Below are 25010 nucleotides of genomic sequence, written 5' to 3'. Positions count from 1 at the left end.
ATAATTGATAGCATTAACGCTGCGGATAATATTATCTGCACTGATTAAGTGGATGTATCATGTTATTTCGACATTCTATTTTATGCCTTGCAATTAGTGCGGCATTGCCATTCTACGCCCTTGCAGAAAATACTGCATCAGTAGATGACGCACCAGAAAATGAAGAAGCTATTGAATTCAACGATCAGTTTCTTCTTAACGGTAGCGGAAATATTGATATTAACCGTTTTGCGCATGGCAACCCCGTGTTACCAGGGACATATCGAATCAAGATTAACCTGAACGGTAAATTAAAATCGACCGTCGAGGTGACATTTAAAGATAACGGAACTCCCCGTGCTACAGCATGCCTGACAAAACTGCTGTTGGCACAAGCAGGTGTGGACACAAGTACGCTGGATAAACAGCAGGAAGACGACAACACAGTATGTGTTGACATTAAAAAAGCTTACCCCGGAGCTGCGGCTAACTATGACAGCGGGAAGCAGACGATGGATCTCACGTTCCCACAGATCTATGTACTGAAACGCCCTGCAGGCTTTGTTGACCCTTCGCTTTGGGAAAACGGTATTCCTGCCGCGCTGGTTTCTTACGACATGAACGCCTGGCACAGCGAGAATGGTGGCAGCACGTCGGAAAGCGCCTATATGGGGTTACGCTATGGGCTCAATATGGGACCCTGGCGTCTGCGGTCACGCGGCAACCTCAACTGGGATAAAGATAGCGGCTCAAAATATTCCAGTCAGGATGTTTATTTGCAACGTGATGTGACCCCACTCAGTGCACAATTCGTTGTGGGCGATTCGTACACGCGCGGTGAAGCGTTTGACTCCATGAGCCTGCGCGGCGCACGTATGTACAGTGATGACCGCATGCTGCCTATGGGCTCAACAGGCTACGCGCCGGTCATCCGGGGTGTTGCGAACAGTAACGCAAAAGTGAGCGTTACACAGAGCGGTAATAAAATTTATGAAACCTCGGTCCCCCCTGGCGCGTTTGAGATAAACGACCTGAGTACCACGGGATACGGCAATGATTTGCTGGTCACGATTGAAGAAGCGGATGGCAGTAAACGCTCCTTTACTGTGCCTTTTTCTTCGGTGACTCAAATGCTTCGCCCTGGTGCTTCTCGCTGGGACATCGGGTTGGGTGAATTAAATGACAAGTCACTGATTGAAGCACCTAAAGTTGGCTATGGCACGCTGTATTACGGCCTGAATAATACCTTCACGGGTTACGTTGGTGCGCAGTATACCGATATGGATTTTTATGCCGGAATTATCGGTCTGGCGATGAATACCCGCATTGGTGCTTTTGCCGTCGATATTACCCAGTCTCGTGCGCAGATTGAGGGGCTGGATACATTAAGCGGTCAAAGTTATCGCTTAACATACAGTAAAATGATTGAGGCTACAGATACCTCTTTTAACGTAGCTGCGTATCGATTCTCGACTGAAGATTATCTAAGCCTTAACGATGCGGCTCAGCTTCAGGACAGTATTAAGCATCAGAAATACGCTAACCGTAGCTATGACTCAAACGAAGCGCTTTATGATGACTACCAGCGTACCAAAAATCAGGTACAAATTAGTCTTAACCAGCCGCTAAACGCAGGCGAAGAGAGTTATGGCTCTCTATATATCAGCGGCACATGGCAGGATTACTGGAACGCCTCCGGGTCAACGTCTAACTACAACATTGGATATAACAACAGTTTCACGTATGGCAGCTACAGCCTGTCATTACAGCGAACCTATGATCAGAATGGTAAAAAAGACGACAGCGTGTATTTAAGCCTTAGCGTTCCGTTAAATGTATTTTCACATGACGGTTCACGTTCGGGTGGTTTCTCTAATATTAATATGGGCTTACGCTCCGATCTTAAAGGTGGCACAAGCTATAACACCTCTGCGAGCGGAAACACACAGGATAATAAAATAAGTTATTCTGTCAGCGCTGCCACTAACAGCGGTAATTACGGCAATCTGAACCAGTTCAGTGGTTATGGTTCATGGAATAGTATGTATGGTCCTCTTGGATTATCAGCTTCATTCGGTGACGATAACAGCAAACAATATTCTGCTTCCTATAACGGCGGAATGGTATTGCATTCAGGCGGTATCGCCTTTGCACCTGGAAGTATTGGTGACAACGATGCACTGGCGTTGGTAAAAGCCAGTGGTGCGAAAGGTGCAGGCATTGGTTTCGGCAGCAGTCAAATTGATGGCTCTGGCTACGGTATTTTACCGTATATGTCAGCATATCGTGAAAACCGGGTATATCTGGATATCAGCACTCTCGAAACTGACGTTGAAATAATAAACACTAGTGAAATCACAGTCCCGCGAAGCGGTTCCGTTGTACTGGTTGATTTTGAAACGAATGAAGGTCGTTCTTATATTTTAGAACTCCAGCGTACCGATAAAGGGTTTATTCCGTTGGGTGCTGACGTCCTGAATGAAAAAAATGAATCCGTAGGTACCGTAGGACAGGCCGGCCAGGCATATATTCGCGGTGTCGAAGATGAAGGCACGCTTCATGTTGTCTGGGGAAGTGATAAGGACAATCAATGTGATGTGCATTATAGCGTTTCACCACAAGCTCAAAAAGTAGGACTTACAACGGTACTCAGTAATCAACAGTGCCAAATGTAATTATTCAGGAAAATAGATGAGAGTAAGTATGAAAAAAAATCATTCTAGCCTGCCAGTCGTTGCCATTACGATGCTGGCTTTATCAAGTTCGGTACTTGCCGAAGGCACGGATCTTAATGTGAATTTCACAGCGAATATCCGTGAAACTACCTGTGATATGAAACTGGCGGGAGGCACAGGCTCTGATACACAGCAAACACTTATCCTGGGCAACAATGGCCAGGTGCGTATCGATGATGTCAAAGCAGGTACCGCGAATGGAACGTTTAAAATCATGATGGTTGAGTGCCCATCATCGCTGACGGCATTAAAAACCACGGTGAAAGGAACAGCATCAGGAAATTTAGCTACCGGGCTCGTTAACCAGATTACGAAAGCTAACGGTGGCGCAGATTTCTCTGCGGTTGAAATTGCCAGAGCCAGCACACCGGATGCGCCTTTTAAGATTAACTCCACCGTGGATGCAGAACGTCTGGTCTGGAGCGCAACGGAAATTCAAAATAAAGAAGTGCCTTTAGTCGCTACATTGCGTGAAACCCAGGCAGACAGTATGACCATTGGTGATTTTCAGGCCGTGGCCACTTTTGAATTTAGCTACGAGTGATTGACGCAGGACAACGGAGCAACATTATGAAATTTAAATCAACCCTTATCGCCCTGTCCGTTTCTGCCCTTCTGTTCTCTGGAATGGCCAGTGCAGCAATTACAGGCACCAGTAGTGCAGAATTGACGATTCAAACAAAAGTGGTATCGGGCACATGTACAGCACAAGTGATTAATGGCGCAGGAACAGCATCTACAGAAATTGCGTTTGGCGATGTATACAAATCGGATCTTGTTAACAAAACCCGCGTCGAGCCGCTCAAAATCACCTTCACTAACTGTTCTGGCGTGACGAAGGCCACGGTATCCTCTGCACCAGGCGCCGGCAGTGGTTGCTCTGGCCCCAATGTTGATGGCGACTCCTATACTGCAGGACTAGCGACAGGCTTCGAAATCTGGTCAGGGATGGTCGACACGGGCGTAATGATGAGTTGCAAGCGTCCTCCGGCAGGTCAAGAGGTCACCATTACTGATGGTGCAGGTGAGTTCCCAATGAACTCACGCATCGTTATCGCTAAAGACAGAAGTATCGCTGATGTCGGTACTGGTGCCGTCTCCGCGCCAATCACCTTCACTATCGCGTACCCGTAATTCAGGAAATACTATGCAACTATCAGCGTTTACTTTACACCAGCCCGGTCTGATGTTGCTTATCGGTCTGGCTGGTTATATTCTGCCTGGCGTAAGCCAGGCAAGTTCAGGTGTTGATGTAAACCTGACAGCAAATATTGTTAATAATACATGCCAGTTGAGCGTTGAAAATGGCGGAGAGATTTATTTGCCGACCGTCACACGAGACTGGTTTTATAACAGCGATAAAAGCGATCGCTTATCGCCAACCGATGATGAAGCCGGAACCCCTTTTACTATTCACGTTGATAACTGCTATGCGAGCAGTGAAGACGGCGGGAATATTAATCAACTGAAATTTAGTTTTGCCCCGCAAAATGGTTTCTGGAGTGACCACAACCAGGTATTTAAAAATGAAGCAACGGCCGGCGCGGCTGAGAATGTGGGTATCGTTATATTCTCTGACAAGTTTAACACGAATGTATTGAACAGCGATGGCACATCTAATGTTATTTATGGTGTCAGCGGAAACAGTGAAAGTTATATAAAGGATTATGGATTTTACGCGCGTTATCAGAACACAGGCCCCATCACTAGCGGAATGGTAATGAGCTCTGTTCTGGTGAATGTAAGTTACGAATAAAGGGATTTTTTTAATGAATAAGTACCTAAATATATTAGCATTTTTTGTGTTCGGTATTTCTGGCGCAACGCAAGCTTACGAGTGTAAATTCTACGCGGGCACGGACGATGTGTTGATTATGTCTCCGGGTACGCAGCCTGTCATCACCCCTTTGCCAGTCGGCACGGTAACCACCCCAACACAGATCAGCACCACTATTATTATGGAGACAACACCGACATTGAGATCGCACTGCGCAGGCGGTGATGATGGCGCAGATGTTTACCAGTCAACCTATAATACCATGCTGGAAGGGGAAATAGATGGCAAAGCCATGTTTCGCACCAACATCCCAGGGATTTACTACACGCTGGCGTTTTTTCCAGATGGCAATGGCGTAACGGCATGGTTTCCTCCAAGCCCGAACGCATTTTATAGAACAGGTATTGTCGGTTATGATTATGACATGCTCCAGGAGAAAAACTGGCATGTTCGTATGGAGTTTTGGCAGACAAACGGGTTTACCGGTGTGCCAGTTGATGAGAATTTCCTGACCGCAAACAGCGGACCAATCGGTCAAATTGTTGTCGGCGACCCTGATGAACTCAAGAAGGACGATCACCCGCGTTCGCATGTGAGTATGTCTCAGATGTCATTCAACATTCCGTTAAACCGGCCAACCTGTGCTATGCGTGCACCTGCTACTGTCGATCTTGGTGATTGGTTCGTAGGAGATGTTGAACATGGCAATACAACGCCTGTCGAGTTTAAAATTTCAGGGACATGTTCAAATACAACCCAGGTTTGGGCTGTAGCGACTTCCACGCACGTTACCGCAGACAAAAGTTATTTCACGAACTCGGTTGGCGGGGGAGGCGTTGTTGCTGCAGAAGGGGTGGGTGTAAAACTGGCACAACCCTACCACTACTCTCATCTGAAAGCAGATTTTAAGACCTTGATTTCGCATTCAGAAATGGCGGGCGATCCAGTTTACTTTGTTGACGCCCCCTTCACTGCCCAGGTGGTCAAAATCGGTAGCGACCCGGTTACCGTGGGAGCATTTGGTTCCAACATCACCTTCCAGATCACTTACGAATAATCTACCCCTGCGGCTGATTGCTGATCAGCCGCGACATGGTCTCCAGCGAATCCGTTCTTAAGATATACAGACGTTTCAGTAAGAACGGATTATCCCCCGGCTTCACCTTCCCTTTCACCGTCGTCACCGCCAGATGAAAACCGGCATCATTCGCCGCCTTTATCGCTTTATTGTCATAGCCGCCAAACGGATACGAAAGATACAGCACACGCGGGTTGAACTGCGCCAGCGCGCGGCGAGAACGCTCAAAATCAAACAGGATCACGTGATAGCTGCGGCTCAGTAAGATCGGATGTTTATACCCGTCCACGCGATGCAGGAAGTGAGTATGCGACTGAATGTCGAACACGTCCTGGATGCCCTTAATTTCCTGAACGCTCATAAACTGCAGCGATTTCGGGTCCCACTTTTGCGGGTGGCCTTTAATACGCGAGGAAATGATAAACGCCGTCGCGTTGAAGCCGTACTCTTTCAAGACAGGATACGCGTAGCGGCTCACCGACTTCAGGCCGTCGTCAAAGGTAATCACCACCGCCTTCGCGGGCAGGTTCATCTTATTACGCACGTATCCTTCCAGCTGGTACATCGTCAGCGTGGTGTAACCCTGATCGCGAAGCCAGGTCATCTGGTTGCTGAACGCGCGCACGCTGGTGGTGGTGGAGGTATGACGAAAACGGGTGTTCTCTTCATCACGCAGAATATGGTGGTAGGTCAGAACCGGAATGCCATTATCTTCCTGCGCATCCAGGCTGCTAATCCAGGCCAGGCGGTTGCCGATGCGGATCTGATACCAGGTCTGATTCAGACGGTCTTTAAGTTTGTTCAGAATGGGATAACGCAGGTTGGCGCTAAGGATGCCAAAGGGCGCGCTTCCGCTGCTGGGCGCGTTATAGACGGGCGTATCTTTCCAGGTGATGAGGTTCTGGTTACTGAGCGGCTTGTTCAGGTCGCCCAGGCTGTCCTCCACGCGCTGCTTGCCCTGCACTTTCTCCAGATGCTCTTTATCAATAAACCCCGTGCCGAACCCGAAGCGAAATTCGTAATAATCCGCCGCGGCCGGAAAGACCGCGAGGATCTGCCCGGCGCGGATATTGCCCACGTTAACTACGGAGTTACCCACCTGAGACCAGATAGCAGCATCCTCAGTCGTTTGCATATATTGAGCAGGAAGTCTCTGCTGGCTTAACAGGCTGGCAGACGCCCCGCCGGAAACCAGCAGCAAAAGGATAAAGATAACGCGCATGAACATAGGATATAAATCGACACGGGAAATCAGTCGCCATTGTAGCAAAAGCGACATCAATACCAATGTTTAATGCTTATACAGATCGTGAAGCAGAACGAAAGGCGGGTTCTTCTGCTGCTGGTGCCACAGGCTGCTCACGCCCGGCGCGCCCTGCGCCACAATGGCGTGACGAAACTCAGCGCTGCTTAACGTAGCGCGCAGTGGATACATGGCTTCGAGTAGAGGCAGGCTGATACCCGAGATAACTTCACAGTTATCGTGCTTGTGGCTCATTAACGCCGCGGAACGGTAAGGTGCCGCCCCTGACCTGTCGGTGAGAAATATCACGCCATTACCGGTGTCCGTTTCATGCAGGGCATCGCACATCATCCGGCTGAGCATATTGGTGCTTAGCCCGCGCCAGTAGTTAACCGCGCGGCATTGCACCAGCGGACCAAATCTGGCTTCAAGCTTATCCAGTATTTCCTGTGCCTGTTCATCGTGGCAGGTGATAACCCATCCCAGCATAACTTTCTCCTTAGCAGGCAAGTAGTTTAGCGGAGTGAAGGTTAGCTTTCGGTGATAACTGTCAAAGAAAGTGCCCGGCAAACAGAACGTCGCCGGGCAGAAGGCTAGCTACGCAACCCGCGCCCGCGCTGGATCAGATACCAGCACAGCAGGTAGAAGGCGATGATAAACACCACCAGCACCGCCACCGTGGTAAACAGCGGCACATCGGTGATGCCGAGGAAGCCAAAGCGGAAGCCGCTGATCATGTAGACAATCGGGTTCAGGTGCGACAGCGCCTGCCAGAACGGTGGCAGCAGCGTCAGGGAGTAGAACACCCCGCCGAGATAGGTCAGCGGTGTCAGCACGAAGGTCGGGATCAGGCTGATGTCGTCAAACGTCTTAGCAAACACCGCGTTCAGCAATCCAGCCAGCGAGAACAGGATTGCCGTCAGCAGCAGCGTCAGCGCCACGAACAGCCACGAATGCACCTGGAACGGCACGAAGAACAGCGAAATCGCCGTCACCAGGATCCCCACGCACAGACCACGCGCCACGCCGCCACCCACGTAACCGGCAATAATGACGTGCGTCGGCACCGGCGCCACCAGCAGCTCTTCAATGTTGCGCTGGAATTTGGCGCTAAAGAACGACGAGGCCACGTTCGCGTAGGCGTTGGTGATCACCGCCATCATGATCAGGCCCGGGACGATAAACTGCATATAGGTAAAACCGTGCATCTCACCAATCCGGGAACCGATCAGGTTACCGAAGATGATGAAATAGAGCGTCATGGTGATGACCGGCGGTACCAGGGTTTGCACCCAGATACGCATAAAGCGGTTAATCTCTTTCGCCCAGATACTTTTTAGCGCGACCCAGTAAAGATGCGTCATGCCTTGTCTCCTTGTTTATCGTGCACCAGAGAGACAAACAGCTCTTCCAGTCGGTTCGCTTTGTTACGCATGCTTAAGACCTGAATCCCCTGCGCGCTCAGCTGGGAGAACACGCTGTTGATCCCCTGCTCGCGCAGCACTTCCACTTCCAGCGTCGAGGTATCCACCAGGCGATACTGGTACCCTTCCAGCTTTGGCAGCGCGCTTTTTGCCGCCAAATCGAGAATGAAGGTTTCGGATTTCAGCTTGGAGAGCAGGTTCTTCATTGAGGTGTTTTCCACCAGCTCGCCGTGCTGAATAATGCCGATGTTGCGGCACAGCATTTCCGCCTCTTCAAGGTAGTGGGTGGTCAGAATGATGGTGGTGCCTTTGTCGTTGAGATCCTTCAGGAAGCCCCACATGGAACGACGCAGTTCGATATCCACGCCCGCGGTCGGTTCATCGAGGATCAGCAGCTTCGGCTCATGCATCAGCGCGCGGGCAATCATCAGGCGGCGCTTCATTCCGCCGGACAACATGCGCGCACGTTCGTTACGCTTTTCCCACAGATCGAGCTGTTTCAGGTACTTTTCGCTACGCTCAAGCGCCTCTTTACGCTCGACGCCGTAATACCCCGCCTGGTTAACAACGATCTGCTGCACCGTCTCAAACGGGTTAAAGTTGAACTCCTGCGGCACCAGCCCCAGCTGGCGCTTGGCGTTGACCACATCTTTTTGCAGATCGTATCCGAACACGCTGACGCGGCCGGAGGATTTGTTCACCAGCGAGCTGATGATCCCGATGGTGGTGGATTTCCCCGCTCCATTCGGCCCCAGAAGCGCGTAAAAATCCCCGGCCTCTACTTTTAGATCTATCCCGCGTAGCGCCTGAACGCCACCCGGATAGGTTTTTTTAAGCTGCTCAAGCTCCAGTGCAATTGCCATGAATTTAACTTACCTTCAGTTCTTACACACGTTGTGTGGTTTCATTAAAAGTCGGGTTACCCTATAGTAGCGCAACGCAATTACTCGGTTACAGGTCGCTAACCTCCATGAACAACATAGATACACTCATCAGCAACAATGCACTATGGTCAAAAATGCTGGTGGAGGAAGACCCCGGATTTTTTGGAAAACTCGCACAGGCACAGAACCCGCGCTTTCTCTGGATTGGTTGTTCCGACAGCCGCGTACCTGCCGAGCGCCTGACCGGCCTCGAACCCGGCGAACTGTTTGTTCACCGTAACGTTGCCAACCTGGTGATTCACACCGACCTCAACTGCCTTTCAGTGGTTCAGTATGCCGTTGACGTTCTGGAAGTCGAGCACATCATTATTTGCGGCCACTACGGCTGCGGCGGCGTGCAGGCGGCGGTTGAAAACCCGGAGCTGGGTTTAATTGATAACTGGCTTCTGCACATCCGCGATATCTGGTTCAAACATAGCTCACTGCTGGGTGAAATGCCGCAGGAGCGCCGCATGGATACCCTGTGCGAGCTGAACGTGATGGAGCAGGTGTATAACCTTGGGCATTCAACCATCATGCAGTCGGCGTGGAAGCGCGGGCAAAAGGTTTCTATCCACGGCTGGGCGTATGGTATTCATGATGGCCTGCTGCGCAATCTGGAAGTAACCGCCACCAACCGCGAAACGCTGGAGCAGCGTTACCGTTCGGGGATTGCCAACCTCAAGCTTAAGCACGTCAATCATAAATAAGTGGTCGTTAAAAAGCCGGGTGGCGGCTGCGCCTTACCCGGCCTACATATGCCTTCGTAGGCCCGGTAAGCGTAGCGCCACCGGGCAAAAAACCGCAATTACTCGTCCAGCAATACCACTTTCCCAACATACGGCAGATGACGATAACGCTGCGCGTAGTCAATGCCGTAACCCACCACGAACTCGTCCGGGATGGAGAAGCCCACGAACTCAACCGGCACCTGCACTTCACGACGCTCCGGTTTATCCAGCAGCGTACAAATCGCCAGTGATTTTGGCTCGCGCAGGCTCAGGATCTCGCGCACTTTTGAAAGGGTGTTGCCGGAGTCGATGATGTCCTCAACGATCAGCACATCTTTGCCACGAATATCTTCATCCAGATCTTTCAGGATTTTCACATCACGGGTTGTGGACATGCCGCTGCCGTAGCTGGAGGCGGTCATAAAATCGACCTCGTGTGGCACCTGCACTTCACGGCACAGGTCCGCCATGAACATGAAAGAGCCACGCAACAGACCGACCAGCACCATTTCGCTGCCGCTGTCCTTGTAATGTTCGGTGATTTGACGACCCAGTTCGGCGATACGCGCTTTGATCTCGGCTTCCGGGATCATCACTTCAACAGTATGTTTCATATTGCTAACCATATGATTTTAATGAAAATCTCTCAATGCAGATGAATTAATCTCCGGCATTGATACGCAAGCCCGCCATTATACCAGTAAATGGATAACCGGGGCGTATGAGTTATAAAAAGCAAATATTGTGATTCCGATCACACTTGTTAATACCTATAATTAGTTGCTAGCAAATTATTAACAAAAACTGACGAGTACACTTTCTATGGCTGAAACAAACTCTAAACAGCCGCGTCTACTGGTGACACTAACAGCGTTATTCGCCGCCTTCTGCGGCTTGTACCTGTTAATCGGTGGCGTCTGGCTGGTCGCGATCGGCGGCTCCTGGTACTACCCGATTGCGGGCCTGGTTATGCTTGGCGTAACCGTCCTGCTCTGGCGTAGAAAACAATCCGCACTGTGGCTGTATGCCGCACTCCTCCTTGCCACGATGATCTGGGGCGTCTGGGAAGTCGGTTTCGACTTCTGGGCACTGACGCCTCGCAGCGATATCCTGGTCTTCTTCGGTATTTGGCTGATCCTGCCGTTCGTCTGGCGTCGCCTGATTGTCCCTTCCAGCGGTGCGGTTGCGGCCCTGCTGGTGGCGTTGTTAATCAGCGGCGGCATTCTGACCTGGGCCGGCTTTAACGATCCGCAGGAGATCAACGGTACGCTGAACGCGGAATCCACGCCTGCTGCGGCTATCTCGCAGGTGGCGGACGGCGACTGGCCAGCGTATGGCCGTAACCAGGAAGGTCAACGTTACTCCCCGCTGAAGCAGATCAACGCCGATAACGTGAAAAACCTGAAGGAAGCCTGGGTATTCCGTACCGGCGACCTGAAAATGCCGAACGATCCGGGCGAGCTGACCAACGAAGTGACGCCAATTAAAGTGGGCGACATGCTTTACCTGTGTACGGCGCACCAGCGTCTGTTCGCGCTCGACGCGGCCACCGGTAAAGAGAAATGGCACTTCGATCCACAGCTGAACTCTAACCCGTCGTTCCAGCACATCACCTGCCGTGGCGTCTCTTACCACGAAGCGCGTGCCGATAATGCCAGCCCGGAAGTCATTGCCGACTGTCCTCGCCGCATTATGCTGCCGGTGAACGATGGCCGTCTGTTCGCCATCAATGCCGAAACGGGCAAGCTGTGCGAAACCTTCGCCAACAAAGGCATCCTGAACCTGCAGACCAACATGCCGGACACCACGCCGGGTCTGTATGAACCAACTTCACCGCCAATCATCACCGATAAAGCCATCGTGATTGCCGGTTCGGTAACGGATAACTTCTCCACGCGCGAAACCTCCGGCGTCATCCGTGGTTTTGACGTGAACACCGGTAAACTGCTGTGGGCCTTCGACCCGGGTGCGAAAGATCCAAACGCGATCCCGTCGGACGAGCACACCTTTACCTTCAACTCGCCGAACTCCTGGGCACCGGCAGCGTATGACGCGAAGCTGGACCTGGTTTACCTGCCGATGGGCGTCACCACGCCGGACATCTGGGGCGGCAACCGCACGCCGGAGCAGGAGCGTTATGCCAGCTCTATCCTGGCGCTGAATGCGACGACCGGTAAACTGGCATGGAGCTACCAGACCGTTCACCACGATCTGTGGGACATGGATATGCCGTCCCAGCCGACGCTGGCGGACATTACCGTTAACGGCAAAACCGTGCCGGTGATTTACGCCCCGGCGAAAACCGGCAACATCTTCGTGCTGGACCGTCGTAACGGCGAGCTGGTTGTGCCTGCACCGGAAAAACCGGTCCCGCAGGGTGCGGCCAAGGGCGACTACGTCACCAAAACGCAGCCGTTCTCTGACCTGAGCTTCCGTCCGAAGAAAGACCTCAGCGGTGCAGACATGTGGGGTGCCACTATGTTTGATCAGCTGGTGTGCCGCGTAATGTTCCATCAACTGCGCTATGAAGGCATCTTTACGCCGCCGTCTGAGCAAGGCACGCTGGTCTTCCCGGGCAACCTGGGGATGTTCGAGTGGGGCGGTATCTCCGTTGACCCTAACCGTCAGGTGGCGATTGCCAACCCAATGGCGCTGCCGTTCGTTTCCCGTCTGATCCCTCGCGGTCCGGGTAACCCGATGGAGCAGCCGAAAGACGCGAAAGGCAGCGGTACCGAAGCCGGTATCCAGCCGCAGTATGGCGTACCGTTTGGCGTGACCCTGAACCCGTTCCTGTCTCCGTTTGGTCTGCCGTGTAAACAGCCTGCCTGGGGGTATATCTCAGGTCTGGATCTGAAAACCAACCAGATCGTATGGAAAAAACGTATTGGTACGCCACAGGACAGCATGCCGTTCCCGATGCCGGTTCCGGTGCCGTTCAATATGGGTATGCCGATGCTGGGTGGCCCAATCTCCACCGCCGGTAACGTGCTGTTCATCGCGGCAACCGCAGATAACTACCTGCGCGCGTACAACATGACCAACGGTGAGAAACTGTGGCAAGGCCGTCTGCCAGCCGGTGGACAGGCAACGCCGATGACCTATGAAGTGAATGGCAAGCAGTACGTTGTCATCTCTGCGGGTGGTCACGGTTCGTTTGGCACGAAGATGGGCGACTATATTGTCGCGTATGCGTTGCCGGACGACGCAAAATAAAAGCAAAACGGCAACTTCGGTTGCCGTTTTTAGTTTTTGCACCCTCTCCCCGTGGGAGAGGGCCGGGGTGAGGGCATCAGGCCGCGCTGATTTACACCGTGAACCCCAGCATCATCCCCGTATCTTCATGCTCTAGCAGATGACAGTGCGCCATATAGGCAAACTCCTTCGGTGCCTCATGGTCGAACTTTACCAGCACCTCGCTGACACCGCCTTCCACTCTCACCGTATCTTTCCAGCCTGCTCGATGCGCTTCCGGCGCTTTACCGTTCTCAGACAGAATGCGGAACTGCGTGCCGTGGATATGGAACGGGTGAAGCATCATGTCGCCTTCGCCGGAGATCACCCAGCGCTCGAATTGCCCCTTCGTGGCAGCAAACATCGGCGTATTCATATCAAACGCTTTGCCGTTGATCATGTTGGCGTTGTGGAAATCAAACCCGTGACCGCCGTGATTCATGTTCCCCATGCCGCCCATTTTGCCGTGGTCCATATTCATATGGCCCATCATCTGGCCGTGGTGCATTCCCGCCATGGCCTGATTGCCGTACTTCTTCATCAGCGCCTGCATGCCCATCATGTCGAGCATCGGGTCCATGGAAAGCTGGAGTTTGCGCTGCGTAAGCCCGTCAAGAGACGGGAGTGCTGGCAGCGCGGCTAAGGTATCCGGCAGCGTACCGGAGGCGGTAATCAGCAGCGGCTGAATGCGCAGCACCGGATGCGGCTTATCAAACGGCGCCACGGCCATCCCCATCTGGCTGACCGGCAGGGTCACCAGGTCAAACGGTTTGCCGTCACTGATATCCACCAGCACCTCAAAGCGTTCGCCCATCAGCATCGGCAGCTCGCTCACCTTCACCGGCTCCGGCAGCAGGCCGCCGTCGCTCGCCACCACGTAGAGCGGGCGTTTATCGCTCGCGGCAAAGTTTAGCGAGCGGGCGTTGCAGCCGTTGAGCAGGCGCAGGCGCAGCCAGCCCTTCGGGGCCGCGTGCTGCGGATAGATCGCGCCGTTGGCCAGCAGCGTATCGCCAAACCAGCCGACCGCCGCGCTCATTACGTCGAGCTGATAGTCAATTTGCCCGTCGGCGGTAAATTTTTTGTCCTGCACAATCACCGGCACGTCGTCGATGCCCCACTGTTTCGGCAGGCGCAGCAGGCGACTTTCATCGTCTTCAATCAGCACCAGCCCCGCCAGCCCCATAGCCACCTGATGGCCCGTTTTGCCGTGCTGATGCGGATGGAACCAGCAGGTCGCCGCACGCTGATCCGGCGTAAAAGTGACGCTGCGCGTACCACCGGCCTTGATGACGCCCTGCGGCCCGCCGTCCACCTCGCCCGGCACTTCCAGCCCGTGCCAGTGCAGGGTCGTCTCCTCGGCGAGCGTGTTGTGGATATCCACCGTCACCGCTTTCCCTTTGCGTAACTGAAGCGCTGGGCCGAGCAAATTGCCGTTATAGCCCCACGTTGTCGCGCTGTGCCCGCCGAAGGTCGTTTTACCGGCCTGAACAACGAGCTGAATACGGCTACGGGCGTCTGCGGTCAGTAAGTCAGGGATGGGTAAGGCAGGCCTGTCAGCCGCGAAAACGGCGCGGCTCCAGAGTGGTAATGCGCTGGCAGCCCCCAGCGCAGCGGAATACTTTAAAAAATCACGACGTTGCATGTTCATTTCCTTATTTCCAGCCGGCGATCTTTTGAGCATAAACCCTCCCCTTACCGGAAGGTCAAGCACGGCGGCAATAATAAAGATCGTCGCACTGGCATCAAGTATGCTAACGTTAATTTTCCGTGAAGAAGTGGTAGAAGCAATGAAGACGTTTTTCAGGACAATTTTGTTCGGTAGCCTGATGGCAATGTGTGCGAACAGCTATGCGCTCAGTGAAAATGAAGCGGAAGATATGGCCGATTTAACGGCGGTTTTTGTATTCCTGAAAAATGATTGTGGCTACCAGAATTTACCCAACGGGCAAATTCGCCGCGCGCTGGTCTTTTTTGCCCAGCAAAACCAGTGGGATCTCAGCAACTACGACAGCTTTGACATGAAGGCGCTCGGTGAAGACAGCTACCGTGACTTGAGCGGTATTGGCATTCCCACGGCTAAAAAATGCAAAGCGCTGGCTCGCGATTCACTCAGCCTGCTCGCCTACGTTAAATAATCTTCCCGACGCCCCCCTGTTAAACCTATAACCGTGCAACCACGGTTATAGTTAGCTATCATGTTTCGCTCATTTTTTGTGAGTGTTACGGATGTTAACAAAGGAGGAGTCCGCGTATGGCCGACCACACGTTGTGGCATGAAACACTGCATGACCAGTTTGGTCAGTACTTTGCCGTTGATAACGTGCTCTATCATGAGAAAACCGATCACCAGGATCTGATCATCTTCGAGAATGCCGCCTTTGGCCGCGTCATGGCGCTGGATGGCGTCGTGCAAACGACCGAGCGGGATGAGTTTATCTATCATGAGATGATGACCCACGTCCCGCTGCTGGCCCACGGACACGCGAAGCATGTTCTGATTATCGGCGGCGGCGACGGCGCAATGCTGCGTGAAGTTTCCCGCCATCAGTCCATTGAAACCATCACCATGGTGGAAATCGATGCGGGCGTGGTCTCTTTCTGCCGCCAGTACCTGCCCAACCACAATGCCGGTAGCTATGACGATCCGCGCTTCAAGCTGGTGATTGACGACGGCGTTAACTTCGTTAATCAAACCACGCAAACCTTTGACGTGATTATCTCCGACTGTACCGACCCTATCGGCCCGGGCGCGTCGCTGTTTACCTCTTCGTTCTACGAAGGCTGCAAACGTTGCCTGAACCCTGGCGGCATTTTTGTGGCGCAAAACGGCGTCTGCTTCCTGCAGCAGGATGAAGCCCTCGACAGCCATCGTAAGCTGAGCACCTATTTCGGCGACGTCAGCTTCTATCAGGCGGCCATTCCGACGTACTACGGCGGGATCATGACCTTTGCCTGGGCGACGGATAACGACGTGCTGCGTCATCTCTCCACCGAAATTATCCAGGCCCGCTTCCATCAGGCCGGGCTCACGTGCCGCTACTACAATCCGGCTATTCATACCGCAGCGTTTGCTTTACCGCAGTACCTGCAAGACGCATTATCCACTAAGGGGGTGAGCTAATTGAAAAAGCTTAAACTGCATGGCTTTAACAACCTGACCAAAAGCCTGAGTTTTTGTATTTACGATATCTGCTATGCCAAAACAGCGGAAGAACGCGATGGTTACATCGCCTATATCGATGAACTCTACAACGCCAACCGTCTGACCGAGATCCTGTCAGAAACCTGCTCGATTATTGGTGCCAATATCCTGAACATCGCCCGACAGGATTATGAGCCTCAGGGCGCCAGCGTGACCATTCTGGTCAGCGAAGAGCCGGTCGACCCGCAGCTTATCGACAAAACCGAACACCCGGGCCCGCTGCCGGAAGTGGTCGTCGCCCATCTGGATAAAAGCCATATCTGCGTTCACACCTACCCGGAAAGCCACCCCGAAGGCGGGCTGTGTACCTTCCGCGCGGATATTGAAGTGTCGACCTGCGGCGTGATTTCACCGCTGAACGCGCTGAACTATTTAATCCACCAGCTGGAATCCGACATCGTCACCATTGATTATCGCGTACGCGGTTTTACCCGTGATATCAATGGCATGAAGCACTTCATCGACCACGAGATAAACTCCATTCAGAACTTTATGTCCGAGGACATGAAATCACTGTACGACATGATGGACGTGAACGTGTATCAGGAAAACATCTTCCATACCAAGATGATGCTTAAAGAGTTCGACCTTAAGCACTACATGTTCCACACCAGGCCGGAAGATTTGAGCGAAGAAGAGCGTAAGGTCATTACCGACCTGCTCTGGAAAGAGATGCGCGAAATCTACTACGGCCGCAATATTCCGACCGTGTAAGTGTTGCCCGAAGCAGGGACGCTTCGGGGAGTTACTTCTGTTTCATAAACTCACGGTAGGCATTCACTACCTGCAGGAAGTCTTCCACGCCGCACAGCGACAGGCTCTCTTCGTCGTAGTAGCTCATCCCCTCTTCCATCTCGTCACCTGAAAACTCGAGCTGGTTGGCACGCACCATGACCTCTTCGCCATCCATCCACAGCGTGTATTCATGCCCGGCGCGTTGCCAGGAGCGTTCACTGCCTTTCACCGTATTTGCCGCCTGTTCGACTTCATCCAGCAGCGAGAGATTCTCTTTCACCTCTTCGTTAAACCAGTGTCCAACGGCTTCATGCCCCATCGACATGCGCACTTTCACCACGCCGGTGATATCGCGCAAAAATTCGTAATCCATAGCGTTTTCCTCTGCAAAGCCATTAGGGTAATTATCGCAGCAGAGAGAAAGAAAAAAAGCGGGAGAGGCAGGAGGAATGAAAATAAAAAAGAATCCCCCCTCACCCTAACCCTCTCCCCAAAGGGGAGAGGGGCTGGGGGTGAGGGGTCGTTTTTTATACCGCCGTCTGGAAGATAACCCCGTCGGCCTTCTCGGTGTACTGAGAGAGCTGGTCGAAGTTCAGATAGCGATAGGTATCTACCGCCGTCTTATCCACCTGAGCCACGAAGGTCTGGTACTCTTCCGGCGTTGGCAGTTTGCCGATCAGCGCCGCAACCGCCGCCAGCTCCGCAGAGGCCAGGTAGACGTTCGCACCGGTACCTAAACGGTTCGGGAAGTTACGGGTTGAGGTGGAGACCACAGTCGCACCGTCAGCCACGCGCGCCTGGTTGCCCATACACAGGGAACAGCCAGGGATTTCGATACGCGCACCGCTCTTACCAAACACGCTGTAGTAACCCTCTTCAGTCAGCTGCGCCGCATCCATACGGGTTGGCGGTGCCACCCACAGGCGGGTCGGCAGCTGGCCTTTGTGAGTATCCAGCAGTTTACCGGCAGCTCGGAAGTGGCCGATGTTGGTCATACAGGAACCGATGAACACTTCATCGATCTTATCACCCTGCACGTCAGACAGCAGACGCGCATCGTCCGGATCGTTCGGCGCACACAGGATTGGCTCTTTGATATCCGCCAGATCGATGTCGATCACCGCCGCGTACTCTGCGTCTGCGTCAGCTTCCAGCAGCTGCGGATCCGCCAGCCATTTTTCCATGCCCTGAATACGACGCTCCAGCGTACGACGATCGCCGTAGCCTTCTGCAATCATCCACTTCAGCAGCACGATGTTGGAGGTCAGATACTCAATAATCGGCTCTTTGTTCAGCTTGATGGTACAGCCCGCCGCAGAACGCTCGGCGGAGGCATCGGTCAGCTCGAACGCCTGCTCCACTTTTAGATCCGGCAAACCTTCAATTTCCAGAATGCGGCCAGAGAAGATGTTTTTCTTCCCTTTCTTCTCAACGGTCAGCAGGCCCTGTTTAATCGCATACAGCGGGATCGCGTGAACCAGGTCGCGCAGGGTGATGCCCGGCTGCATTTTGCCTTTGAAGCGCACCAGCACCGATTCCGGCATATCCAGCGGCATTACGCCGGTCGCGGCAGCAAATGCCACCAGACCGGAGCCCGCCGGGAAGGAGATACCAATTGGGAAACGGGTATGGGAGTCACCGCCGGTACCCACGGTGTCGGGCAGCAGCATGCGGTTCAGCCAGGAGTGGATAACGCCGTCTCCCGGACGCAAAGATACGCCGCCGCGGTTCATGATGAAGTCTGGCAGCGTGTGGTGCGTAGTGACGTCAACCGGCTTCGGATACGCCGCCGTGTGGCAGAAGGACTGCATTACCAGGTCTGAAGAGAAGCCCAGGCATGCCAGATCTTTCAGTTCGTCACGGGTCATTGGACCTGTGGTGTCCTGAGAACCCACGGAGGTCATCTTTGGTTCGCAGTACGCGCCAGGACGGATACCGGCTACGCCGCACGCGCGACCGACCATTTTCTGTGCCAGCGAGAAGCCGCGGTTGCTTTCGGCCACATCTTTCGCGTGACGGAAAACGTCGGAGTGCGGCAGACCCAGCGCTTCACGCGCTTTGGTGGTCAGGCCGCGGCCGATGATCAGCGGAATACGGCCACCGGCACGCACTTCGTCGATCAGCACGTCGGTTTTCAGCTCGAAGCTTGCCAGCAGTTCATTGGTTTCGTGGTTGCGCACTTCGCCTTTATACGGGTAAACGTCAATGACGTCGCCCATGTTCAGGTTGCTCACATCCACTTCAATTGGCAGCGCGCCCGCATCTTCCATGGTGTTGAAGAAGATTGGCGCAATTTTTCCACCGAGGCACAGACCGCCGCCGCGCTTGTTCGGCACGTGCGGAATGTCGTCGCCCATGAACCACAGCACGGAGTTGGTGGCGGATTTACGGGAAGAGCCGGTACCGACAACGTCACCGACATAAGCCAGCGGGAAACCTTTCTTCTGAAGCGCTTCGATCTGTTTGATCGGGCCAACAGCGCCTGGCTGATCAGGCTCAATGCCTTCACGGGCGTTTTTCAGCATCGCCAGAGCATGCAGTGGGATATCCGGGCGAGACCACGCGTCCGGTGCCGGAGAGAGGTCGTCGGTGTTGGTTTCACCGGTCACCTTAAAGACGGTCACCGTGATTTTTTCAGCCAGAGCTGGACGGTTCAGGAACCATTCGGCATCAGCCCAGGACTGCATCACCTGCTTCGCATAGACGTTGCCCGCTTTGGCTTTTTCTTCTACGTCGTAGAAGTTATCGAACATCAGCAGCGTGGAAGAGAGCGCTTTAGCAGCAATTGGTGCCAGCTTGTCGTTATCCAGCGCGTCAATCAGCGGATGAATGTTGTAACCACCCTGCATGGTGCCGAGCAGTTCAATGGCTTTTTCAGGAGTAACCAGTGGGGAGGTGGCTTCGCCCTTGGCGATAGCAGCAAGGAATCCGGCTTTTACGTAGGCAGCTTCATCTACGCCAGGCGGTACGCGGTTGATCAACAGATCTAACAGGAATTCTTCTTCGCCCTTAGGCGGGTTCTTCAGCAGCTCGACGAGCGCGGCCATTTGGGTTGCATCTAAAGGTTTGGGTACAATTCCCTCGGCGGCACGTTCTGCTACGTGCTTACGGTATTCTTCTAGCACGACGGTTCTCCTCGCTCTCATTGTCATATGCGGCGGGCGTTCTCTTCACGCTCCTGTGAGACAGCAGTTTGTAGGATAAATGCCCGATACCGCGTCGGGCAGCATAGCAGGATTTCTGCACAGTGTTAATCCGTTTACAAAAAAGCAACATTAAAAAATTTGCTGAATCGTTAAGCATGGTATAGCGGGGAGACGAGAGGAATTTTGGGTACAAAAAAACCGCCTGGTAGCGGTTTATTTGTTGCCTTGCGGTGGTAGCACACCGGGCTGGCAGATTTGCGGCAATGCACTCGGCATGAATAATGCTCCTGAGTATGCAGATCCGCAAGCACATATTTTGTGTTTACGAGCCGCCATCCAGTTTTGAATGTAAAAGGATGAAACTGCATTTCACCTCTTTTCAGTCCATTTCGGCTGTAATACTGTTGCCCCCGGCCTGCTTCGCTGGTGTAGCAACCAGTCACCGGGCCCGGAAGCAGTTCCGTAACCTACGCGGCAATGTACTCATTTGCCTGGTTCTGCCTTTCCCGGTGAAGAAGGAACCCGCGTAGCCTGTACAGGAACGCACGCAATGGAGATGCGAATCACTGCGCTGATCGTTGCGATCGGTTTACTGCTTACCGCACTGCACGGTGGCTGGAATATTTCCGACATCACGGTGCTGTTTGTCGTCAACCTCGGCAACTAGCTGCTGGCCGCTCGTAAGAGCGGCCTTCTGAATTCCCTGTGGTTTTTCCCGCATCGCATATAATTGTGTAATAAATACTCACACTCTTTATCCGGACGTACCAGACGCTTCCCAATAAAAGTCAAAACAGTAAAAGACGGGTGAATAATACTCACGCCAACCGTAACGCCTCACGGCACAGCGCTTGTCTCGTTGGAGTCATTTTATGAAGTTGCCCTTTAAGCCACATCTGCTTGTCCTTCTGTGCAGTGCCGGGCTGTTTGCCGCCTCAGGCGTCATGTTTGTCAAAGGCCGCGCAACGGAGCCCGCTGCGCCAGCCACCGTCGCACAACAACCGGCTGCACCGGTGCCTGCCGCAGCCCAGCCCGCCCCTGTCGCTGCGCCAACCTACACTGCGGCGCAAATCGATCAATGGGTTGCGCCCATCGCGCTCTACCCGGATGCCCTGCTGTCGCAGATTTTAATGGCGTCAACCTACCCGTCTAACGTTATCCAGGCAGCGCAGTGGTCCAAAGACAACCCTAAAATGGAGGGAGACGCCGCGATTCAGGCCGTTGCCAGCCAGCCGTGGGATCCCAGCGTAAAATCGCTGGTCGCGTTCCCTCAACTGATGTCCCTGATGGGTGAAAACCCGCCGTGGGTACAAAATTTGGGTGATGCGTTTCTCGCACAACCGAAAGACGTGATGGATTCCGTTCAACGCCTGCGCGCGCTGGCACAGAAGACCGGCGCCTTACAATCGACGCCTCAGCAGACGGTCACCACCGTGACAAAACCCGCATCGGCCAAAACCAGCACCACCGAGGCAACGACAACCGCAGCAACAACACCCGCACCGGCCCCAACGGTGATCAAAATAGAATCTGCCGATCCGCAGGTCGTTTACGTCCCCACCTACAACCCCAATACGGTTTACGGGACCTGGCCAAACACCGCCTATCCGCCCACCTACCTCCCACCCTCACCCGGGGAGCAGTTTGGCAACAGCTTCGTAAACGGTTTAGGTTTCAGCCTGGGCGTCGCCACCACCTATGCCATCTTCAGCAATATCGACTGGGATGATGACGATGACTGGGATCATCATCATGACGACTGGGATAATCACGGCGGCTATAACCGCAACGGTGATAACAACATCAATATTAACGTTGAGAACTTCAATAAGATCAGCGGCCAGCGACTGACGGACGCCAACCGTACCTGGCAGCACAACCCGGCCTATCGTGAAGGTGTGCCCTACCCGACTAACCAGCTCAACACGCGCTTCCACTCCACTAACACAGCTACAGGGCTCAGTTCAACGCAGCAAAAACCGGTTAATCGTGATAGCCAGCGTCAGGCTGCCCTTAGTCAGATGGAGAAATCCACGGGCAAAACGTTCCCCCAAACGGCGCGTCCGGGAAGTAAAGATGTGCAGCGTCAGGCTTCAGCCGAACAGCTGAAGCAGATTTCTCAGCGCAATAACTACCGTGGCTATGACACCAAACCGCAAACGGCGAAGCGGACCACTACGCAGCAGCGAGAAAACCGCCAGACCGCCGCACAAAGACAAGAGAAACGGGTTTCCCAGCCTGCACAGCAACGCGCACACCAGCAGCGAAGCAGCCAGCCCCGTGCCAATGCGCTGAGCGGCAACGACAGCCGCTCCGCGAACTGGCAGGCGCAGCAGCAGCGCGGTGCGCAAAGCCGGCAGCTCGCTGCTCGTCAACATCAGCCGCGCCAGTTCTCTGGCGAACGCGCTGAACGCCGTGAATTCCGTCATCGTTAAGGAAGCCGACATGAAACGTAACTTACTCAGTGGAATGGTGTTGTTCATGGTCTCGGCGACCGTTATGGCGCAGCAGTCGTTCAGTTCGCCAGAACAGGCGACCAATGCGCTGGCAAGCGCCATCAGTGAGCAAAACGAAAGTGCCATGAACAACCTGCTCGGTGAAAACTGGCGCGATTTTCTGCCACCTGAAGGTGTTGATCCTGATGCGGTCGATCGCTTCCTGCGCGACTGGAAAGTGCGTCATAACACCGTTGTCGAAGGGGATACGGCGCATCTTGTGGTCGGCGACAGCGGCTGGCAGCTTCCCATTCCGGTAATCAAAACCGCCTCCGGCTGGCAATTTGACATCAAAGAAGGGGCCGAGGAGATCCTGACCCGCGAAATTGGACGTAACGAGCTCGCCGCCATTGATGCTTTACATGCCTACGTGGATGCCCAGCAGAGCTATTTTGCGATGAATCAGAAATACGCGCAGAAAATTGTCAGCTCTGAAGGGAAAAAGGACGGTCTGTACTGGCCCGTTTCGCCTGGCGAAGCGCCAAGCCCGCTTGGCCCGGCATTCAGTCCGAAAGAGCCGGGTGCGGGATACCACGGCTATCGCTTCCGCATCCTGCCGGATGACAACGGTTTTGCGATGGTGGCCTGGCCGGTTAGCTATGGTCAAACGGGCGTAATGAGCTTCGTGATAAACCAGGATGATAAAGTATATCAGTCAGACCTTGGCAGCGATTCGGCGCAGAAGGCGCAGGCTCTCGCCGCATACCATCCGGATAAAACCTGGCAGCCTGTCACACCCTGAACGCGACGCATAAAAAAAAGCGGCCTCAGGCCGCTTTTTTCATCTGAAGAAACTTATTTCTTCTTCGCTTTCGCGTTTGGCAGGTCGGTGATGCTACCTTCAAACACTTCTGCCGCCAGGCCCACGGACTCATGCAGAGTCGGGTGAGCGTGGATGGTCAGCGCGATGTCTTCCGCGTCGCAGCCCATTTCGATAGCCAGACCGATTTCACCCAGCAGCTCGCCGCCGTTGGTACCGACAATCGCACCACCGATGACGCGGTGAGTCTCTTTGTCGAAGATCAGTTTGGTCATACCGTCTGCGCAGTCGGACGCGATAGCACGGCCAGAAGCAGCCCACGGGAAGGTGGCGGTTTCGTAGCTGATGCCTTTCTCTTTCGCTTCTTTCTCGGTCAGACCGACCCATGCCACTTCTGGCTCGGTGTAGGCGATAGATGGGATCACTTTCGGATCGAAGTAGTGCTTCATGCCAGCGATAACTTCAGCGGCAACGTGACCTTCGTGAACACCTTTGTGCGCCAGCATTGGCTGACCGACGATATCGCCGATAGCAAAGATGTGCGGCACGTTAGTGCGCAGCTGTTTGTCAACGCGGATAAAGCCACGGTCGTCCACTTCCACGCCAGCTTTGCCCGCGTCGAGGTTTTTACCGTTCGGCACACGGCCGATAGCCACCAGCACGGCGTCGTAACGCTGTGGTTCGGATGGGGCTTTTTTGCCTTCCATGGAAACGTAAATACCGTCTTCTTTCGCTTCAACGGCAGTCACTTTGGTTTCCAGCATCAGGTTGAATTTCTTGCTGATGCGCTTGGTGAAGACTTTAACGATGTCTTTGTCGGCAGCCGGGATAACCTGGTCGAACATTTCAACCACGTCGATCTGTGAACCCAGCGCATGGTACACGGTACCCATTTCCAGACCGATGATACCGCCGCCCATAACCAGCAGACGCTCAGGAACGGTTTTCAGCTCCAGGGCATCGGTGGAATCCCACACGCGTGGATCTTCATGTGGAATGAACGGCAGTTCGATTGGGCGAGAGCCTGCCGCGATGATCGCGTTGTCGAAGTTGATCACGGTTTTGCCGTTTTCGCCTTCCACTTCCAGGGTGTTCGCACCGGTGAATTTACCCAGACCGTTGACCACTTTCACCTTACGGCCTTTGGCCATACCCGCCAGACCGCCGGTCAGCTGAGTGATAACTTTCTCTTTCCAGGTACGAATTTTGTCGATATCGGTTTTCGGCTCGCCGAAGACGATACCGTGTTCAGCCAGCGCTTTGGCTTCTTCGATAACTTTCGCTACGTGCAGCAGCGCTTTAGAAGGGATACAGCCGACGTTCAGACAAACACCGCCGAGGGTGCTGTAACGTTCTACGATGACGGTTTCCAGACCTAAATCCGCTGCGCGGAATGCTGCGGAGTAACCTGCCGGGCCTGCCCCAAGTACTACGACCTGAGTTTTGATTTCTGTGCTCATCATGACCTCTTAATTTATACCCGTCGTCCACCGGGTCGTTCTATCCGCTCGCATTTTACAAAATTGTTAACAATTTTGAAACAACAAACGG

Annotated in this window: 21 protein-coding genes; 12 read left to right on the top strand and 9 right to left on the bottom strand. The window is 53.6% G+C overall.

Translation table 11 applies throughout. The annotated features are described in order from the left end of the window. Window positions 1-59 precede the first annotated feature (59 nt). From MX657_RS04355 to MX657_RS04335, 5 genes are read left to right on the top strand one after another with little or no spacing between them, the layout of a single operon-like run. Window positions 60-2654: an outer membrane usher protein gene (locus MX657_RS04355; protein WP_346807439.1), complete on the top strand. Its 2595-nt coding sequence runs from the start codon at window positions 60-62 to the stop codon at window positions 2652-2654. 28 nt (window positions 2655-2682) lie between these two features. After that, window positions 2683-3258 (top strand): fimbrial protein, encoded by a 576-nt coding sequence (locus MX657_RS04350; protein WP_119916012.1) that lies wholly within the window; start codon window positions 2683-2685, stop codon window positions 3256-3258. 26 nt (window positions 3259-3284) lie between these two features. Beyond that, complete coding sequence (locus tag MX657_RS04345; protein WP_346807437.1) at window positions 3285-3848, top strand: fimbrial protein; 564 nt, start codon at window positions 3285-3287, stop codon at window positions 3846-3848. A gap of 13 nt (window positions 3849-3861) precedes the next feature. Further along, a complete protein-coding gene (locus MX657_RS04340; protein ID WP_119916014.1) occupies window positions 3862-4470 on the top strand; it encodes a fimbrial-like protein in 609 nt (202 codons plus the stop codon). A gap of 13 nt (window positions 4471-4483) precedes the next feature. Beyond that, window positions 4484-5548, top strand: a complete 1065-nt coding sequence (locus MX657_RS04335; RefSeq protein WP_346807435.1) for a fimbrial protein StkG — start codon at window positions 4484-4486, stop codon at window positions 5546-5548. A 1-nt stretch (window position 5549) separates the two neighbouring features. Here the strand turns inward: MX657_RS04335 and MX657_RS04330 are convergent, their stop codons facing one another. From MX657_RS04330 to MX657_RS04315, 4 genes are all read right to left on the bottom strand, one after another. Beyond that, the gene (locus MX657_RS04330) at window positions 5550-6797 is read right to left on the bottom strand and encodes a polysaccharide deacetylase family protein (RefSeq protein ID WP_119916016.1); all 1248 of its coding nucleotides are present in this window, start codon (window positions 6795-6797) and stop codon (window positions 5550-5552) included. Window positions 6798-6860: 63 nt separating this feature from the next. Beyond that, a complete protein-coding gene (locus tag MX657_RS04325) occupies window positions 6861-7301 on the bottom strand; it encodes a PTS sugar transporter subunit IIA (protein WP_119916017.1) in 441 nt (146 codons plus the stop codon). 104 nt (window positions 7302-7405) lie between these two features. Further along, a complete protein-coding gene (locus tag MX657_RS04320) occupies window positions 7406-8176 on the bottom strand; it encodes an ABC transporter permease (RefSeq protein WP_023334536.1) in 771 nt (256 codons plus the stop codon). Further along, on the bottom strand, window positions 8173-9099 hold the full coding sequence (locus tag MX657_RS04315; RefSeq protein WP_119916018.1) for an ABC transporter ATP-binding protein: 927 nt from the start codon (window positions 9097-9099) through the stop codon (window positions 8173-8175). Before MX657_RS04315 ends, MX657_RS04320 begins: the two co-directional genes overlap by 4 nt. Before the next feature lie 107 nt (window positions 9100-9206). Between MX657_RS04315 and can the strand changes: the two genes are divergently transcribed. After that, window positions 9207-9869, top strand: coding sequence for a carbonate dehydratase (can, locus tag MX657_RS04310; protein ID WP_013095615.1), 663 nt, complete (start codon window positions 9207-9209; stop codon window positions 9867-9869). A 98-nt stretch (window positions 9870-9967) separates the two neighbouring features. Here can and hpt read toward each other — a convergent pair whose 3' ends face one another. Continuing rightward, window positions 9968-10504, bottom strand: a complete 537-nt coding sequence (gene hpt, locus MX657_RS04305) for a hypoxanthine phosphoribosyltransferase (RefSeq protein ID WP_032644976.1) — start codon at window positions 10502-10504, stop codon at window positions 9968-9970. Between the two features lie 208 nt (window positions 10505-10712). On the opposite strand from hpt, the gene MX657_RS04300 reads away from it, so the two are divergent. Further along, entirely contained in the window at window positions 10713-13103 is a 2391-nt protein-coding gene (locus tag MX657_RS04300) for a glucose/quinate/shikimate family membrane-bound PQQ-dependent dehydrogenase (RefSeq protein WP_119916019.1), read from the top strand. Window positions 13104-13194: 91 nt separating this feature from the next. Here the strand turns inward: MX657_RS04300 and cueO are convergent, their stop codons facing one another. Continuing rightward, complete coding sequence (gene cueO / locus MX657_RS04295) at window positions 13195-14763, bottom strand: multicopper oxidase CueO (protein WP_346807431.1); 1569 nt, start codon at window positions 14761-14763, stop codon at window positions 13195-13197. 145 nt (window positions 14764-14908) lie between these two features. Between cueO and MX657_RS04290 the strand changes: the two genes are divergently transcribed. The 3 genes from MX657_RS04290 to speD all read left to right on the top strand — a co-directional run bounded on the left by MX657_RS04290 (window position 14909) and on the right by speD (window position 17037). Further along, complete coding sequence (locus MX657_RS04290; RefSeq protein ID WP_014882582.1) at window positions 14909-15256, top strand: YacC family pilotin-like protein; 348 nt, start codon at window positions 14909-14911, stop codon at window positions 15254-15256. 116 nt (window positions 15257-15372) lie between these two features. Further along, window positions 15373-16242, top strand: a complete 870-nt coding sequence (gene speE / locus MX657_RS04285; protein ID WP_119916021.1) for a polyamine aminopropyltransferase — start codon at window positions 15373-15375, stop codon at window positions 16240-16242. Then, window positions 16243-17037: an adenosylmethionine decarboxylase gene (speD, locus tag MX657_RS04280; RefSeq protein ID WP_080328665.1), complete on the top strand. Its 795-nt coding sequence runs from the start codon at window positions 16243-16245 to the stop codon at window positions 17035-17037. A 31-nt stretch (window positions 17038-17068) separates the two neighbouring features. On the opposite strand, the gene yacL is transcribed toward speD, so the two are convergent. Together yacL and acnB are read right to left on the bottom strand one after the other, a co-directional pair. After that, on the bottom strand, window positions 17069-17431 hold the full coding sequence (gene yacL, locus MX657_RS04275; protein WP_346807429.1) for a protein YacL: 363 nt from the start codon (window positions 17429-17431) through the stop codon (window positions 17069-17071). A 154-nt stretch (window positions 17432-17585) separates the two neighbouring features. After that, window positions 17586-20183, bottom strand: coding sequence for a bifunctional aconitate hydratase 2/2-methylisocitrate dehydratase (acnB, locus tag MX657_RS04270; protein WP_139784175.1), 2598 nt, complete (start codon window positions 20181-20183; stop codon window positions 17586-17588). 893 nt (window positions 20184-21076) lie between these two features. On the opposite strand from acnB, the gene MX657_RS04265 reads away from it, so the two are divergent. Together MX657_RS04265 and MX657_RS04260 are read left to right on the top strand one after the other, a co-directional pair. Further along, entirely contained in the window at window positions 21077-22639 is a 1563-nt protein-coding gene (locus MX657_RS04265; RefSeq protein ID WP_346807427.1) for a DUF3300 domain-containing protein, read from the top strand. Window positions 22640-22649: 10 nt separating this feature from the next. After that, complete coding sequence (locus tag MX657_RS04260; RefSeq protein WP_346807425.1) at window positions 22650-23441, top strand: DUF2950 family protein; 792 nt, start codon at window positions 22650-22652, stop codon at window positions 23439-23441. A 53-nt stretch (window positions 23442-23494) separates the two neighbouring features. Here the strand turns inward: MX657_RS04260 and lpdA are convergent, their stop codons facing one another. Next, complete coding sequence (gene lpdA, locus MX657_RS04255; RefSeq protein WP_165465407.1) at window positions 23495-24919, bottom strand: dihydrolipoyl dehydrogenase; 1425 nt, start codon at window positions 24917-24919, stop codon at window positions 23495-23497. Between the last annotated feature and the right edge of the window lie 91 nt (window positions 24920-25010).

Origin of the sequence: Enterobacter chuandaensis, assembly GCF_039718975.1 — a bacterium.
Classification (GTDB): domain Bacteria; phylum Pseudomonadota; class Gammaproteobacteria; order Enterobacterales; family Enterobacteriaceae; genus Enterobacter; species Enterobacter chuandaensis.
This window is presented reverse-complemented; position numbering and strand designations above follow the sequence as displayed.